At 64.8% G+C, this 15,143-nt stretch carries 16 protein-coding genes; 12 read left to right on the top strand and 4 right to left on the bottom strand.

What is annotated here, in order from left to right:
• Positions 1-182: 182 nt before the first annotated feature.
• The 11 genes from gspE to gspD are packed head-to-tail and all read left to right on the top strand — an operon-like array spanning position 183 to position 9,993.
• Positions 183-1,877 (top strand): type II secretion system ATPase GspE, encoded by a 1,695-nt coding sequence (gene gspE, locus HYE77_RS25950; RefSeq protein ID WP_177029019.1) that lies wholly within the window; start codon positions 183-185, stop codon positions 1,875-1,877.
• A complete protein-coding gene (gspF, locus tag HYE77_RS25955; protein WP_102605832.1) occupies positions 1,874-3,076 on the top strand; it encodes a type II secretion system inner membrane protein GspF in 1,203 nt (400 codons plus the stop codon). The genes gspE and gspF overlap by 4 nt, the downstream gene beginning before the upstream one ends.
• 20 nt (positions 3,077-3,096) lie before the next feature.
• Positions 3,097-3,522 carry a type II secretion system major pseudopilin GspG gene (gene gspG / locus HYE77_RS25960; RefSeq protein ID WP_003209911.1) on the top strand — a complete coding sequence of 142 codons (426 nt, stop codon included), beginning with the start codon at positions 3,097-3,099 and terminating at the stop codon, positions 3,520-3,522.
• Positions 3,522-3,953, top strand: a complete 432-nt coding sequence (locus tag HYE77_RS25965) for a type II secretion system protein (protein ID WP_177069785.1) — start codon at positions 3,522-3,524, stop codon at positions 3,951-3,953. The genes gspG and HYE77_RS25965 overlap by 1 nt, the downstream gene beginning before the upstream one ends.
• Positions 3,950-4,318 carry a type II secretion system protein gene (locus HYE77_RS25970; protein ID WP_008437204.1) on the top strand — a complete coding sequence of 123 codons (369 nt, stop codon included), beginning with the start codon at positions 3,950-3,952 and terminating at the stop codon, positions 4,316-4,318. Before HYE77_RS25965 ends, HYE77_RS25970 begins: the two co-directional genes overlap by 4 nt.
• Positions 4,315-4,932, top strand: coding sequence for a prepilin-type N-terminal cleavage/methylation domain-containing protein (locus HYE77_RS25975; protein ID WP_102368629.1), 618 nt, complete (start codon positions 4,315-4,317; stop codon positions 4,930-4,932). Before HYE77_RS25970 ends, HYE77_RS25975 begins: the two co-directional genes overlap by 4 nt.
• Positions 4,929-5,651, top strand: coding sequence for a general secretion pathway protein GspK (locus HYE77_RS25980; RefSeq protein ID WP_177069786.1), 723 nt, complete (start codon positions 4,929-4,931; stop codon positions 5,649-5,651). The genes HYE77_RS25975 and HYE77_RS25980 overlap by 4 nt, the downstream gene beginning before the upstream one ends.
• Positions 5,648-6,688 (top strand): PilN domain-containing protein, encoded by a 1,041-nt coding sequence (locus HYE77_RS25985; protein WP_177069788.1) that lies wholly within the window; start codon positions 5,648-5,650, stop codon positions 6,686-6,688. Before HYE77_RS25980 ends, HYE77_RS25985 begins: the two co-directional genes overlap by 4 nt.
• Positions 6,663-7,274, top strand: coding sequence for a type II secretion system protein GspM (gene gspM, locus HYE77_RS25990; protein WP_032899613.1), 612 nt, complete (start codon positions 6,663-6,665; stop codon positions 7,272-7,274). The genes HYE77_RS25985 and gspM overlap by 26 nt, the downstream gene beginning before the upstream one ends.
• Positions 7,271-7,795, top strand: coding sequence for a general secretion pathway protein GspN (locus HYE77_RS25995; RefSeq protein ID WP_008437209.1), 525 nt, complete (start codon positions 7,271-7,273; stop codon positions 7,793-7,795). Before gspM ends, HYE77_RS25995 begins: the two co-directional genes overlap by 4 nt.
• Positions 7,792-9,993, top strand: a complete 2,202-nt coding sequence (gene gspD, locus HYE77_RS26000) for a type II secretion system secretin GspD (protein ID WP_177069790.1) — start codon at positions 7,792-7,794, stop codon at positions 9,991-9,993. Before HYE77_RS25995 ends, gspD begins: the two co-directional genes overlap by 4 nt.
• 8 nt (positions 9,994-10,001) lie before the next feature.
• Here gspD and HYE77_RS26005 read toward each other — a convergent pair whose 3' ends face one another.
• The 4 genes from HYE77_RS26005 to HYE77_RS26020 form a co-directional block, all read right to left on the bottom strand.
• Positions 10,002-10,664, bottom strand: a complete 663-nt coding sequence (locus HYE77_RS26005) for an RraA family protein (protein WP_177069795.1) — start codon at positions 10,662-10,664, stop codon at positions 10,002-10,004.
• A gap of 26 nt (positions 10,665-10,690) precedes the next feature.
• Positions 10,691-12,028: an MFS transporter gene (locus tag HYE77_RS26010; protein WP_256347486.1), complete on the bottom strand. Its 1,338-nt coding sequence runs from the start codon at positions 12,026-12,028 to the stop codon at positions 10,691-10,693.
• Between the two features lie 103 nt (positions 12,029-12,131).
• Positions 12,132-13,355 (bottom strand): pyridoxal phosphate-dependent aminotransferase, encoded by a 1,224-nt coding sequence (locus HYE77_RS26015; RefSeq protein ID WP_177069796.1) that lies wholly within the window; start codon positions 13,353-13,355, stop codon positions 12,132-12,134.
• Positions 13,352-14,008, bottom strand: coding sequence for an RraA family protein (locus tag HYE77_RS26020; protein WP_008437212.1), 657 nt, complete (start codon positions 14,006-14,008; stop codon positions 13,352-13,354). Before HYE77_RS26020 ends, HYE77_RS26015 begins: the two co-directional genes overlap by 4 nt.
• 104 nt (positions 14,009-14,112) lie before the next feature.
• On the opposite strand from HYE77_RS26020, the gene HYE77_RS26025 reads away from it, so the two are divergent.
• Entirely contained in the window at positions 14,113-14,997 is an 885-nt protein-coding gene (locus HYE77_RS26025; RefSeq protein ID WP_134326192.1) for a LysR family transcriptional regulator, read from the top strand.
• Positions 14,998-15,143 lie beyond the last annotated feature (146 nt).

The following is a 15,143-nucleotide window of genomic DNA, read 5'->3' on the forward strand; positions in this document are numbered from 1 at the left end:
AAAGGCCATGATTTGCCACGGCTGTCCTGCACATCGCTTGTGTGCAGGGTCTTGATCTTGTTCAAGGCGCCGCTGGGACTAGTTGTTGTTTCTGCACCCTTGGAAACAGCCTCTTCAACTAGTTGTTCAGAATGGTGCAGATGTCTCAACCGATACCGTCAATGCCCATCGATGCATGCCGAATGCAGATTCCGGATGCCGAACAAGTGTGCGCGTGGCTGATGCGAAAAGCCGGTCTGAAAACCGTCGACCTGGAACGTGCTCGACGGTTATCCCAGGAATCCGACGACCCCGAACTGCTCGGCCTGCTGACGCGCCTGGGGCTGGTTTCCGAAGTGGAACTGGCGCGGGCCTGGGCCGATTTGCTCGGCGCGCCGTTGCTGCTGGCCGATGCCGCACCGCCCGTGCTCGACCCGCTGCCGGCGCTGACCGAACGCTTCATGCGCCATTACCAGGTGGTGCCGGTAGGCTGGAGCCACGGTGGTGTGCGGGTGTTGGCGGCCAACCCGGCGCTGCTGTATCCGTTCCAGGCCCTGGCGTACGCGTGCGGCGTGCCGGTGTGGCTGGCGGTCGGGCCGCGCAACGAAGTCGAAACCCTGATCGAGCGTTACTACGGCCAGGGCCGTTCCGCCATGGGCACCCTGATCGAAAACCTCGACGAACAAGGCGGCGCCCTGGAAGACATCGAACACCTCAAGGACATGGCCTCCGAAGCCCCGGTGATTCGCCTGGTCAACCTGATCCTGCAACGGGCCGTGGAGCACCGCGCCTCGGACATCCATATCGAACCCTTTGAAAACCAGCTCAAGGTGCGCTACCGCATCGACGGTGTGCTGCATGAAGCGGAAGCGCCGCCGGCGAGTTCCTCGGCGGCGGTGATTTCCCGGGTCAAGATCATGGCGCGCCTCGACATCGCCGAGCGCCGCCTGCCGCAGGACGGCCGGATCATGTTGCGCATCCAGGGCAAGGAACTGGACCTGCGGGTATCTACGGTGCCCACCAGTTTTGGCGAGTCGGTGGTGATGCGCCTGCTGGACCGCCAGACCGTGCAGTTCGATTTCCAGAGCCTGGGCTTTGATGGCCAGCGCCTGGCAACCTTTCTTGAAGTGCTCGAGCGGCCCCACGGCATCCTGCTGGTCACCGGGCCCACCGGCTCGGGTAAAACCACCACGCTCTATACCGCGTTGTCGCGGCTCAATACCGCCGAGCGCAAGATCATCACTGTCGAAGACCCGGTGGAATACCAGCTGGAAGGCATCAACCAGATCCAGGTCAAACCCGCCATTGGGCTGGACTTCGCCGGCGCGCTGCGCTCCATCGTGCGCCAGGACCCGGACGTGATCATGATCGGTGAAATCCGCGACCTCGAAACCTGCCGCATCGCCATCCAGTCTTCCCTGACCGGCCACCTGGTGCTCTCGACCCTGCACACCAACAGTGCCGCAGCAAGTATCACGCGCCTGCTGGACATGGGGGTGGAGAGCTACCTGATCGCCTCGACCGTCAATGGCATCCTCGCGCAGCGCCTGGTGCGCCGCCTCGACCCGGCGACCCGCGAGGCGTTCGAAGCCCCGCCGGAGCTGATCGAGGAACACGGCCTCGACCGCTTCACCGAGCAGCGCCCGATCCTGCTTTACCGGCCTCGCGCCAACGCCGCCGGCGGCGGTTACCACGGCCGCAGTGCAATCACCGAATTGCTGGTGATGAATGACGAACTGCGCAGCTTGTTGATGCGCCAGGCCGACGCCGCGACCCTCGAACAGGCCGCCCGCCGTGGTGGCTTGCGCACCCTGCATGAAGAAGGCCTGCGCCAGGCGGTGGCCGGTGTCACGTCCCTTGAAGAAGTGTTGCGCGTCACCCGTGGAGAGGGCGCGTGAGCCTGTTCAAATACCGTGCCCTGGACAGCCAGGGCGTCGCGCAGAACGGCACCCTCGAAGCGAAGGACCAGGCCGCCGCCGTCGCTGCGCTGCACAAGCGTGGCCTGCTGCTATTGCACATCGATGCCGCCGGTGCCCAAGGGCTGCGCAATGCCTTCGGGCGCGGCCAGTTGAATGGCGCGGCGCTGGTCAGTTTTACCCAGCAACTGGCCACCCTGCTGGGCGCGGGCCAACCGCTGGAGCGCTCGCTGGGCATCCTGCTCAAGCAGCCCGGCCAGCCGCAGACCCGGGCACTGATCGAGCGTATCCGCGAGCACGTCAAGGCCGGCAAGCCATTGTCGGCAGCGCTGGAAGAGGAGGGCAGCCAATTTTCGCCGCTGTACCTGAGCATGGTGCGTGCCGGTGAGGCGGGCGGTGCGCTGGAGAACACCCTGCGCCAACTCAGTGACTACCTGGAACGCAGCCAGTTATTGAGAGGCGAGGTGATCAACGCGCTGATCTATCCCGCCTTCCTGGTGGTGGGCGTGCTCGGTTCCCTGGCGCTGTTGCTGGCTTACGTGGTGCCGCAGTTCGTGCCGATCTTCAAGGATCTGGGCGTGCCGATTCCGTTGATCACCGAAGTGATCCTGGGCCTTGGGCAGTTCCTCGGCGCCTATGGCCTGGCGGTTTTTGCCGGGTTGATCGTGACGGTCTGGGCCCTGGCGGCACGCCTGCGCAACCCACGACACCGCGAGCAGTACGACCGGCGCGTGCTGGGTATCCGCGTTATCGGCCCGCTGTTGCAGCGGGTCGAAGCCGCACGCCTGGCACGCACCCTCGGCACCTTGCTGAGCAACGGCGTGGCGCTGCTGCAAGCGCTGGTGATCGCGCGCCAGGTCTGCACCAACCGTGCCTTGCAGGCACAAGTGGCCCAGGCCGCCGAGTCGGTGAAAGGCGGCGGCACCCTGGCCAGTGCATTTGGCAGCCAACCGCTGCTGCCGGACCTGGCCCTGCAAATGATTGAAGTCGGCGAACAGGCCGGTGAACTGGACAGCATGCTGCTCAAGGTCGCCGACGTGTTCGACGTTGAAGCCAAGCGCGGCATCGACCGCCTGCTCGCCGCCCTGGTGCCGTCCCTGACGGTGGTCATGGCGGTGCTGGTGGCGGTGATCATGCTCGCGATCATGCTGCCGCTGATGAGCCTGACCAGCAATATATGAAGACCCAAGGAAGCAAGCCGATGCGCCATACCCGTTTCAAACCCGCCCGCCGCCAAGGCGGTTTCACCTTGCTGGAAATGCTCGCGGTGATTGTGTTGCTGGGCATCGTCGCCACCATCGTGGTGCGCCAGGTGGGCGGCAACGTCGACAAGGGCAAATACGGCGCGGGCAAGGCGCAACTGGCCAGCCTGAGCATGAAGATCGAGAGCTACGGCCTGGACGTCGGCTCGCCACCCAAGACCCTCCAGCAATTGGTCGACAAGCCCGGCAACACCGCCGGCTGGGCCGGGCCGTACGCCAAGCCCTCAGACCTCAAGGACCCGTTCGGCCATGCCTTCGGCTATCGCTTCCCCGGTGAACATGGCGCCTTCGACCTGATCTTCTACGGTCAGGACGGCCAGCCCGGCGGCGAAGGCTACAGCGCCGACCTGGGCAACTGGGAATAATGCCGGCCCTCCAACGCGGCTTTACCCTGCTGGAGATGCTGGTGGTGATCGTGTTGATCAGCATCGCGGCCGGGTTGGTGGGATTTGGCCTGCAACAAGGCCTGCGGGTAGCGAAAGAGCGCCAGGTGGTCGGGCAGATGGTGGATGCCCTGCGCAGCACACGGGCACGGGCGATTGTCAGCGGCAGGTCGGCCAAGACCGTCTTCGACTTGGCCCGGCTGAGCTTTCAGGCGCCGGGGCAACCCATCAAGCACTGGCCGGCCGATCTGCAAGTGACCCTGCACACCGCCGAACACGCAGGCTCTGCGGTGGAGTTTTACCCCGACGGCAGCTCTACCGGCGGCAACCTGTTATTGGCCAATGGCACGCGACGCTGGCGCATCGACGTCGGCTGGCTGACCGGCAGCGTGCAGTCCAGGGCATTGCCATGAAGCGTCAGTCGGGTTTCACCTTGCTGGAAATGCTCGCAGCGCTGACCCTCATGGCGATCTGCAGCACGGTGTTGCTGGTCGCGTTCGGCCAAAGCGCGCGCTCGTTGTTGCAGGTGGCCCACAGCGACCGCCTGACCCATACCGCCTTGAGCGTGATGGATCAGGAGGCGTCGGGGCCCCTGGCCAGTGGCGTGCGCGAGGGCGAGCTGGACGGCATTGCCTGGCAACTGCGCGTCGCCCAGCAGCCCACCCGCATCGGTCAGCCACATTTGTTTCGCCTTGATCTCAGCGTCAGCGAAGGTCCGCGCCGCGCAAATTTCAGTACCTTGAAACTGCGCGCCAGCCGCGACGGGAGCCTCCAGTGAAGCAGCAGCGGGGCTTCACCTTGCTCGAAATCATGATCGTGCTCAGCCTGCTGGGCGTGTTGTTGGCCCTGGTGGGCGGCGCGCTCCTGGGAGCCAACCGTGCAGTACTCAAGGCGCAGCGCTACACCGTCAACCTGGATGAAAGTCGCGCCGCGCAACAGTTCCTGCGCACTTCCATCAGCGAGGCGCTGCCCCTGGACGTGACCGAGGACGACAGCCAGACCAACGGCTTTTTTGTCGGCGCTCCCCAGCGCCTGCAATACGTCGCGACCTTGCCGGGCGTGCTCGGCGGCGGTATCCAGCGTTTCACCTTGCAGTTGACCGAGCGCGAGTTGCAGGTGGCGTTCGCACGGTTTGAGTCCAATGCCCAAGTGAGCGTGCCGGCCACCCGCAGCGAACCGCAGGTGTTGCTGAAGAACGTCGAGGATCTGCAATTCAGCTATCGCGGCCTGTCGCCCAAGGGCCAGGCCACCGGTTGGATCAGTGACTGGCCGTGGACCAAACGCCTGCCTTATGCGGTACGCATTGCAGCACAAGTCAACGGACCGGTGCCGTGGGTCACCCAAGTGGTTGCCCTGCGGCTGAACCTCTCTAGCGGAGCATCAGGCGAATGAAGCGTCAGCGCGGCGTTGCATTGCTGCTGGTGCTGTGGGTACTGGCGTTGCTCAGCTTGCTGCTGGGCGGCCTGGCCGGTTGGGTACAACTGGAAAGCCGCCAGGCCCTGTGGCATCGCCAGCATACCCAGGCGCTGCTGGCGGCGGAGGCGGGCGTGGCGTTGGCCATGCAGGCCCTGGCCGACCCGCTGCAACGCAAGCAATGGATCGCCGACGGCCGCGAAATGCCCCTGGTATTTGATGACGCACAGCTTCACGTGAGCCTGCACAGCGAGCGCGGCAAGCTGTATTTGAACAGCGCCGAGGCCGCTGACTTTGCCCGCCTGGCCCTGGCCTGCGGCGCCACCCAGGCCCAGGCCAGCCGGCTCGCCAGGGACCTGGAAATGCGGCGCAACGCAGGCCTGGCGCCGTTCCGCGTGGTGGAGGAAGTGCGGCAATTGCCCGGCATGACCCAGGCGCTGTACAGCCGGCTCACCCCGGAAATCAGTTTGTGGAGTGGCCTCGACCGGCCCGATCCCGCCTTCGCCAGCCCCTTGATGCGCCAGGCGCTGAACCTGCCCCGGCAGAGCGCGGTAGGGGCCGACCCCGGTGACGTGCTGGTGATCGACAGCCGCGCACAACGCCCCGGCGGTTACCACGCCCAGTTACGAACCACGGTTTTATTGAGCCCATCGGAGGGAAGCGCACAACCTTATCGGGTGCTGCGTTGGCAAGAATGAATCCAAACCTTTCGGCGCCAGTGGCGCGCCTTCAACAGCTGGCCGAACCGCTCACCCGGCGCTGGCGCGGCAGCTTGCTGCAAGTGGGCTGGCGCCTGTGGCTCAAGGAGCTGCGTGGCTGCCTGCCGGCGTGGCTGTCGGTCCGTGACATCCCCGAGCACCGCTACCACTGGCCGTTGACCGGGCCGGTGGCAAAACCTGCCGACGAGGTGCGCCAGGTGCTGGTGCTCGCGCCCTCGGCGGTGTTGCTGCAAACCCTGCAACTGCCCCTGGCGGTCGCGCGCAACCTGTCGACCGTGGTGGGTTATGAGCTGGACCGCTTTACCCCGTTCGAAGCTGAACAGTTGTACTTCGTGGCCCGTCAGGAACGGCGCACCGCCACGCATGTGCAAGTGACCCTGGTGGCCATCCTGCGGGAGCGCCTGGATCAAATCCTGTTGGACTGCGCTGCCCTCGGCTTGCAGCCCCATGCGGTGGATGTAGACGGGCCAATGGGCATCGACCTGCTGCCGGCGCCGTTGCGCCCACGCCAGCGGCCGGCCGGGAAGGGCTTGCAACGCAGCCTGCCCTGGCTGTGCGGCGCCTTGCTGATTGCCGCGATGCTGCTGTGGCTCAACGACCGCCAGCGGGTGCTCGACGTCATGCAGGCGCAGGTGCAACAACAGAAAGCCCAAGTCGCCGAGGTCCAGAGCCTGCGCCAGCAACTGCTCAATACCCGTGGCGCCGCGCAGTACCTGATTCGCCGCAAGTCGGCACAACCGCCGTTGGCGGCGTTGCTCAACGAGCTGACCGCCTGCCTGCCCGCCGATACCTGGATCGACCAGTTGGACGTCAACAACGGCGCCGACGTGTCCTTCTCCGGGCAAAGCGCCAAGGCGAGTGCCCTGATCACCCGGATCAAGGCGTGCCACAGCCTGGAAAACCCCCAGTTCGAAGGGGTGATCCAACCCGATGCGCAAACCGGCAAGGATCAGTTTTCCCTGCGCGCCCACTTGCACCAGGAGGCCGCCGATGCGCCGACCACTGACACCCCGTGAGCGTCGCGGCGCCGCCTTGCTGGTCCTGGCGCTGGTGCTGGGCGGCGGTTACTGGCTGCTGATCGACAGCTGGTTCGCCGGGCCATTGCGTGCCATGGGCGAGCAGGCCGAACAGCTGCGCGAACAACAGCAACGCTATGCGGGCCTGCTGCACCAGGGCACCGCCTTGCGTGAGCAATTGGAGCAAGCCCGCCAGGACCCGGCCAGCAGCACCAGCCTGTTGCCGGGGGATGACCCCAGCGCCGTGGCGGCGGACCTGATGCAGCGCATCGCCGACCTGATCAACAGCCGCGCCGGCCTCGGCGGCGGCTGCAGCCTGACCCAGCGCATGCCCATCACCCCGGAGCAGGACGATACCGAGCCCTATCGCCAGGTCAAAGTCAGCCTGACCCTCAACTGCGCCATCGAACCCTTGACTGCGATCCTGCATGAGCTGGAGTACCAGCGACCGTTCCTGTTCGTGGATGAAATGAGCGTCCGTCGCGGGCCGAATGCCCCCGCCAGCGGCGGTGCCGGAAAGCTGGTGGTGCACCTGTTGGTGCGCGGTTATCTGCAACCGGCAGCCGCCACGCAGGCCCGCCGATGATCAATTCATTGCGCCCCCTCGAGTGGGTGTTGCTCGGTGTGGCCGGGCTGCTGGGCCTGCTGATGGTGGGCATCTTGAGCAGCATCGGCGACGCGCCGCAGTGGCTGGATGAGCCTGCCTCCGCCGTGCGCGCCAATGCTTCGGCGAAGGTTCACGTGGCCCCGAGTGCGACCCTGGAAAGCCTCGCCGGCACCTGGCAGGCGCCGCTGTTCAGCCCCGACCGCAGCCCCGATGCCGCCGTGGGTCAGGCCGAGATTTCCAGCCTGTCGAGCCTGAAGCTGACCGGCGTGCTGCTCGACGGCGACCTGCGCGTCGCGCTGCTCAAGCGTGACGAGGGCCCGCCGCTCAAGGTCCACCAAGGCCAGACTCTGCCCAACGGCTGGCGCCTGGAACACCTGACACCGCTGCACGCCCGTTTTGTGCTGGATGGCCGCACGCAAACCCTGAGCCTCAGCGTTCCGCGTTTGCCGCCGCCGTCCACCACACCACCGATTTCCCTTCCTCACGAGCCCGCCCCTTGATCGATACTTCCCCTAGCGCCTTGCGCACCAGCGTGTTTTGCCTGGCCACCGCCGTCGCCCTGGGCGGCTGTGGGTCATTCCCCGATCACCTCGACCCGGACGATGCCTTGCTTCACGAGGCGATGCAGGGCACCGGTTCGCAACGGCCGCCCGTGGACCCGGCCAGCGAGTCGCCTGCGGCCGACAGCCGCCAACCCCAGGCGCCTACGCCGCCCCAGCGCCAGTTGATTCGCGGTAACCAGCAGTTCGTGCGCCAGCCCGCACCTGCGCCGGCGGTCAAGGATGAAGCCAGCGGCGACATCGTGTTCAACTTCGCCGACCAGCCGATTGAGGCGGTGATCAACAGCGTCATGGGCGACCTGCTGCACGAGAACTACAGCATCGCCCAGGGTGTGAAAGGCAACGTAAGCTTCTCCACCTCAAAGCCGGTGAACAAGAAACAGGCGCTGTCGATCCTCGAAACCCTGTTGTCCTGGACCGATAACGCGATGATCCGCCAGGGCCAGCGCTACGTGATTCTGCCCGCCAACCAGGCGGTGGCGGGCAAGCTGGTGCCGGAAATGAGCGTGTCGCGACCCTCCAGCGGGCTCTCGGCACGGCTGTTTCCGCTGCGCTATATCTCGGCCACGGAAATGCAGAAACTGCTCAAGCCGTTCGCCCGGGAAAACGCATTCCTGCTGGTGGACCCGGCACGCAACGTGCTGAGCCTGGCCGGTACGCCGGATGAGTTGGCCAACTATCAGGACACCATCGACACCTTCGACGTCGATTGGCTCAAGGGCATGTCGGTGGGGGTGTTCGGTTTGCAACGGGCCTCGGTGGCCGAGTTGATGCCCGAGCTGCAAAAAATGTTTGGCCCCGACAGCGGCATGCCCCTGGCGGGCATGGTGCGCTTCCTGCCCATCGAGCGGACCAATTCGGTGGTGGCGATCTCGTCCCAGCCGCAGTACCTCAGTGAAGTTGGCGACTGGATTCACACCATCGATGAAGGCGGCGGCAACGAGCCGCAGATGTACGTCTACGACGTGCGCAACATGAAGGCCACGGACCTCGCCAAATACCTGCGGCAGATCTACGGCACCGGCGCGATCAAGGACGATGCGCCGGCCAAGGTGGCGCCGGGGCTGCGCACGGCGACCTTGTCGTCACTCAACACCAGCGGCGGCACCTCGGGTGGCTTGAACAACAGCAGCAATAGCCCGCCCGTCAGTGACGATGAGGACCAGGCCCCGGCCGCCACTGAAGACACTGAAAACGCCGAGCCAGGCCCCGCCCCCAAAAGCCTCGATGCCGGCACCCGGATCACCGCGCAAAAAAGCAGTAACCAGTTGCTGGTACGCACCCGACCGGTGCAGTGGAAGGAGATCGAATCGGCGATCAAGCGCCTCGACAACCCGCCGCTGCAAGTGCAGATCGAGACGCGCATCCTCGAAGTCAAACTCACCGGCGAACTGGACCTAGGGGTGCAATGGTACCTGGGCCGCCTGGCGGGCAACTCCACCAGCACCACGGTAGCCAATACCCCTGGCAGCCAGGGCGCCCTGGGTGGCGGCGGTGCGGGATTGGGCGCGGATTCGCTGTTCTATTCCTTCGTCAGCTCCAACCTGCAAGTGGCCTTGCACGCCCTGGAAACCAACGGCCGCACCCAGGTGCTGTCGGCGCCATCGCTGGTAGTGATGAACAACCAGCCGGCGCAGATCCAGGTGGGCGACAACATCCCCATCAGCCAGACCACGGTCAACACCGGCAACGCCGACAGCACCTTGAGCAGCGTCGAATACGTGCAGACCGGGGTGATCCTCGACGTGGTGCCGCGGATCAACCCGGGCGGCCTGGTGTACATGGACATCCAGCAACAGGTCAGCGACGCCGAGAACCAAACCACCAACAGCAGCGACACACCCAACAACCCGCGTATCTCCACGCGCTCGGTGTCGACCCAGGTGGCGGTGCAAAGCGGCCAGACCGTGTTGCTCGGCGGGTTGATCAAGCAGGACAACGCGGAGAGCGTCAGCGCCGTGCCGTACCTGGGGAAAATCCCCGGGCTGCGCTGGTTGTTTGGCAACACCAGCAAGTCCAGGGATCGCACCGAGTTGATCGTGCTGATCACGCCGAGGGTGATCACCAGCAGCGGTCAGGCGCGGCAGGTGACGGATGACTACCGCCAGCAGATGCAGCTGTTGCGACCGGCCAACTGAAGGACCTTTCAGCCCTTGCGTTGCAGGGTGTGATAACCCAGCGCCGCCCGTGCTTCACGCAGGGATTTGCCTTCATCGAGCAGCGCCCGGATACGCGCTTCCACCGCTTCAATCGAGCGCGCGCACGCCGCCACTTCATGGGCCCGCTCGCGCGGCACGATCACCACGCCATTGGCGTCGGCCACCACGATGTCCCGGGCGCACACCCGGGCCTGGCCGATGGACACCGGCTGGTTTACTGCTTCCACTTCAACCCGGTCCTTGCCCGTGCGCATGAACCGGCCCTTGGTGAACAGCGGGTAGCCGTCGCCCAGGGCCTTGCTCACGTCGCGGCACACGCCATCGATCACCGTCGCGGCGATCCGCTGGCTGCCGGCGTACTGGGTCATGATGTCGCCCCACACCGTGCAGTCGCTGCGTCCGTCGTTGTCGATCACCACCACATCGCCTTCGGCCACGTCATCGATAAAGTCGCCTACGGTGCCCGGCGGGGTGCTGGCGCTGACGTAGCGCACCGTGAAGGCCGGGCCGACCACCACCTGGCGATAGTTGTCCAGGGGCATGATTCCCAGGCATTGGCCGGGCAGGCCTAGCTTGTCCAGGGCGTCGGACACGCCCGGGGTGTCCAGGCCGGCAAACAGGGCAACCAATTCTTGGTCTTGGGGTGACATGGATAACTCCTCGTGGTGGTGACAAATCAGGTCGCGTGGCTGGAGGCCGGGCGGGGCTCGGCAATGGTCAGCAAAATGATGAAGCTGATGAACGAGCCGATCGCCAGCCAGGCGAACACGTAGTTCCAGCCGTAGTTGTCCAGCAGCAGGCCGGTGATGAAGGGCGTGGCGGCGGCGCCCAACTGGCCGATCATGTTCACAATGGCGTTGGAGATCGGGAAGGTCTTCTTGGTGGTCAGGCCCATCGGGTAGACCATGTAGGACGAGAAGCCGAGGCTCAGCACCACGCCGGTCAGCATCAGCAGCAAGCCGTAGGGCAGGGGCTCGGCCGGTGAATTGATCAGCAGGTACATCATCAACGAGGTGCCGACGGCTGACAGCAACATGCCCGGCTTGCGGCGCCCGCCCATCAGGCGGTCCGAGCAGAAACCGCCCAGCAGGTTGCCCAGCACCGCGCCCACCCAGGGCGCTGCCGAGACCAGGCCCATGTTCATGATCGAGAACTGCTTGACGGTCATCAGGTAGGTGGGAATCCACGCCAGCAGCACGCTGGAGACACCGAGCTGGAAGCAGTAGCTGGTGGCGCACCCCCAGATATTCCATGAGGTGAAAACCTGACGGCTGGTTTCCAGGGGCTTTTCATCGCGGGTGCGGATCACCCGGTCGAGCTTTTTCACCCACGCCGGCGTCTTGTGCACACGGGCGGTCTGGGCGATTGCGGTGTCTTCGACGATGTATTGAAGTTCGGCCTGGTTGACGAAGCGGCTGCGGGACGGATGGTCGGTGACCAGGAAGTACCAGACCACCGCCAGCACGATGCCCGGGATCGCAAAGAAGTAGAAAATTTCGCGCCAGCCCCACACCGAAATGATCACGGCACACAGCGGCGGCACGATCACCGGTCCGAACTTCACGGCCGACAGAAAGATCCCCGACGCGGTGCCTTTTTCCCGTGCCGGAAACCAGTTATTGATGGTGGTGGTCATGCTGATGGGCAGCGGGCCTTCGGCGATACCCAGGCCCAGGCGATAGAGTTTCAGCGCCAGCAGTGAGCTGGCGGTGCCCACCAGCCCGGTCAACAGGGAGGTCAGCACCATGGCCCCCGGCAGGATCCGGCTGACGCCAAAGCGGCCGAAGGCAAAGCCCGACGGCAGTTGTGCCAGGGCGTAAGCCAGCAGGAACAGGCTGACCAGGCCACCGGCCTGGGCATTGCTCATTGCAAATTCCTGGCGAATGAACGGCAGCGCCACGCCGAGGTTGGCCCGGTCGGCGGCGGCCACGGTGTAGATCAGGAAAATCAGCGCAGCAACCACCCAGCGGTATTGGCTGCGCACAGCGGGTTTTATGACTTCAGGCATAGACATGGGGGCGGACCTTGTTGTTGTGAGTGTTGTCCTGTTCGGCCTTAATCTTAAGAAGGGGCGCACGCCACCATTAGCGATATTTATCTATGTGAACTCATCACTTTTATTCTTCTGCCAGCAAGCTGCTGCAGAAGCCGCGGATTGCCTCGCACGCCTGGCGCAACGACTTGTCATCCAGGGCATAGGCGATGCGGATGTACGGCCCCAGGCCGAAGGCGCTGCCATGCACCACGGCTACATTGGCCTCATCCAGCAGCGCCAGGGCCACGTCTTCATCGCTGCGCAGCAGCCGCCCGCCCGCCGAGGTGCGCCCGATCAGCGCGGCGCATGAGGCGAACGCGTAGAACGCGCCGGCGGGGCTGATGCACGTCAGGCCTGGCGTGTCGTTCAGCAACTGGACCATCAAGTCCCGGCGCGCCTGGAACACCCGGCGGCTGTCGCGGATGAAATCCCTGGGGCCTTCCAGTGCAGCGAGGGCCGCCTGTTGCGAGATCGAACAGGCGCCGGAGGTCTGCTGGCCCTGGAGTTTTTCCATGGCCTCCAGCAGCCAGCGTGGGCCAGTGGCGAAACCGATGCGCCAGCCGGTCATGGCGTAGGCCTTGGACACGCCGTTCATGGTCAATGTGCGTGGTGCCAAACGCGGCTCAACCTGGGCCAGGGTATGAAAGGCCTGGCCGTCGAAGATCAGGTGCTCGTAAATGTCATCGGCCAGGATCAGCACCTGCGGGTGGGCCAGCAGCACCTCGGCGAGTGCCCGCAAGTCGTCTTGGCTGTACACCGCACCGGTGGGGTTGGACGGTGAGTTGAGGATCAGCCAGCGCGTCTGCGGGGTCATTGCAGCGGCCAGGGCCTCGGGTGTCAGCTTGAAACCGCTGTCGGCATCACAGGTGACGATGCGCACTTCGCCGCCGCACAGTTGCACCATCTCCGGGTAACTGACCCAGTACGGCGCGGGCACGATCACCTCGTCGCCTTCATTGAGGGTGGCTGCCAGGGCGTTGTAGATCACCTGCTTGCCGCCGTTGCACACGAGGGTGTCCTGCCAGGACACGTCCAGGCCGTTTTCGCGCCGGAACTTCGCCGCCACCGCCTCCCGCAGGGCCCGCGCACCGGCCACCTGGGTGTAGCGGGTATGCCCGGTTTCAATGGCCTGGATCGCGGCTTCGCGGATATGCGCCGGGGTGTCGAAATCCGGTTCGCCGGCGCACAGCGAGATAATCTGCGCGCCTTGCGCCCGGCGTTCGGCGACGCGGTCCATGATGCGATAGGTGGCAGACGGTTGTGCGCTGGCCAGGCGCGGGTTCAGCCGCTGGATATCGGTACTCATCGGCTGATCGCCTCAAACTGTGCGTCGTGCATCACCTCGACCACAGAGCGCCCGCTGCGCACGGCCTGCACCATGCCGTCCTGGCGGCGGGCAATGCGCTCGCCCAGGTCCAGGACCTTTTCGATCACCGCCTGGGCCACGAATACCGTGCCGCAGGTATCGGCAATCACGTAGTCGTCCTCGCTGACGCTTACGCCAGCAACGCTGAGGGTCACGCCGGCGTCGAGCTGCACCACGCGGTTGCGCGCACTGATCATGGTCACGCCGCGTCCGTACACCGGATAGCTGATGGCTTCGCTGCCGTCGATATCGCGGCTGAAACCATCAATCACCGTACCGCGTATGTGTTTGCGCAACGCCGCGTTGGCGATGATGTCGCCCCAGCAGGAAATGCCCTCGATACCGCCGGCAATCACCAGCACCCGGTCGTCTGTCGCGACCTGTTCGATCACCGGGGTGATCAAGTGCACGGTCGGGGCGATGTCGGACTTGGGGCCGAGCAGTACGGTACTGGCGCGGCCAACGATCTTCGGGCAGTTCCACAATGGGCGCAGGCCCACGGTGGCGCCGGGCAGGCCGAGGAAGTCGAGGGCGTCGGACACGGTGTTGGTGTCCAGTGCGGCCAGGCGGTCGAGCAAACGGTCAGGGGTCATGGGCAAGCCTCGGGTGACGGAGGCGGCCAGTGTCAGGCAGTGGCTATGATCGGTATATTACGAAGTACAGAAGCCTTGCATACGCTTAACCTATGGATAAGACCATGATCAACTTTCGCCTGATTCGTCACCTCTGGTTGTTCCTGGCCGTGGCTGAAGAGCAGAACTTTGGCCGTGCGGCCAAGCGCCTCGGCATGTCCCAGCCACCGCTGAGCGAGCAGATCCAGGTGCTGGAGCAGGCGCTCAAGGTCAAGCTGTTCGACCGCTCCCGACGGGGGGCCAAGCTGACTCCGGTGGGCGCGGCGATCCTGCCGGCGGTGCGCAAGTTCGCCGAGCAGCTGGAGCGCCTGGAACTCGCCGTGGAAGAAGCGGTGGCGGGGCAGTCGGGGATGTTGACCATCGGCGCGATTTCCACGGCGATGTTTGATGTGCTGCCGGGGTTGATCGAGCAACTGAAGCTTGATTACCCGCAGCTCACGGTGTCGGTGCGGGAAATCGACAGCGTCGAGGCGTTGCCGGCGCTGGAGGCCGGGGATATCGACCTGGCGTTTGCCCGGCTGGATGGTGACCTTGGGGCTTCGGTGCAGTCATTGCCGCTGACGGAGGACCGGCTGGTGGTGGCGTTGCCGGCGGATCACCCGTTGGCGAGTCGTACGCGGATCAGTTTGTCGAGCCTGGCGAATGAGCCGTTGGTGATGTTTTCGCGCAACGTCAGTCCGGTGTATTTCGACAATTTGATCGCTACCTGTCGTGCCAGCGGGTTTTCGCCTCGGGTGCTGCATGAAGTGCGGTCGGTGGCTTCGCAGATCGCGTTTGTCAGCTATGGGCAGGGTATTGCGTTGGTGCCGGCGTCGTTGAAGAAGCTGGCGCCGGCCAATGTGGTGTTTCGGGCGTTGAGCCAGAAGCTCAATGTGGTGACCACGGCCGTCGCCTGGAATACCCAGCGGCCGAACCCGGTGGTGGAGGCGGTGATCGCGCGGTTTCGCTAGGGGTTGGGGTTGAGTACATATCCGTTATTTAGGTAACGGCGGCTTATGGTTCCGCTCTTACAGCGGGTCACTTTTGGCAAACGCCCGGAATGCCGGCCCAGCCAAAAGTAACCAAAAGGTCTTTGCCCCACCACTCGGTGCCTCGC

Source organism: Pseudomonas sp. IPO3774, assembly GCF_013386835.1.
Taxonomy (GTDB): Bacteria; Pseudomonadota; Gammaproteobacteria; order Pseudomonadales; family Pseudomonadaceae; genus Aquipseudomonas.

Coding starts and splice junctions, on each gene's coding strand:
- gspE (WP_177029019.1), top strand. CDS start 183: ATGCAGATTCCGGATGCCGAACAAGTGTGCGCGTGGCTGATGCGAAAA.
- gspG (WP_003209911.1), top strand. CDS start 3,097: ATGCGCCATACCCGTTTCAAACCCGCCCGCCGCCAAGGCGGTTTCACC.
- HYE77_RS25965 (WP_177069785.1), top strand. CDS start 3,522: ATGCCGGCCCTCCAACGCGGCTTTACCCTGCTGGAGATGCTGGTGGTG.
- HYE77_RS25970 (WP_008437204.1), top strand. CDS start 3,950: ATGAAGCGTCAGTCGGGTTTCACCTTGCTGGAAATGCTCGCAGCGCTG.
- HYE77_RS25980 (WP_177069786.1), top strand. CDS start 4,929: ATGAAGCGTCAGCGCGGCGTTGCATTGCTGCTGGTGCTGTGGGTACTG.
- HYE77_RS25985 (WP_177069788.1), top strand. CDS start 5,648: ATGAATCCAAACCTTTCGGCGCCAGTGGCGCGCCTTCAACAGCTGGCC.
- gspM (WP_032899613.1), top strand. CDS start 6,663: ATGCGCCGACCACTGACACCCCGTGAGCGTCGCGGCGCCGCCTTGCTG.
- HYE77_RS25995 (WP_008437209.1), top strand. CDS start 7,271: ATGATCAATTCATTGCGCCCCCTCGAGTGGGTGTTGCTCGGTGTGGCC.
- HYE77_RS26005 (WP_177069795.1), bottom strand. CDS start 10,664: ATGTCACCCCAAGACCAAGAATTGGTTGCCCTGTTTGCCGGCCTGGAC.
- HYE77_RS26010 (WP_256347486.1), bottom strand. CDS start 12,028: ATGTCTATGCCTGAAGTCATAAAACCCGCTGTGCGCAGCCAATACCGC.
- HYE77_RS26015 (WP_177069796.1), bottom strand. CDS start 13,355: ATGAGTACCGATATCCAGCGGCTGAACCCGCGCCTGGCCAGCGCACAA.
- HYE77_RS26020 (WP_008437212.1), bottom strand. CDS start 14,008: ATGACCCCTGACCGTTTGCTCGACCGCCTGGCCGCACTGGACACCAAC.
- HYE77_RS26025 (WP_134326192.1), top strand. CDS start 14,113: ATGATCAACTTTCGCCTGATTCGTCACCTCTGGTTGTTCCTGGCCGTG.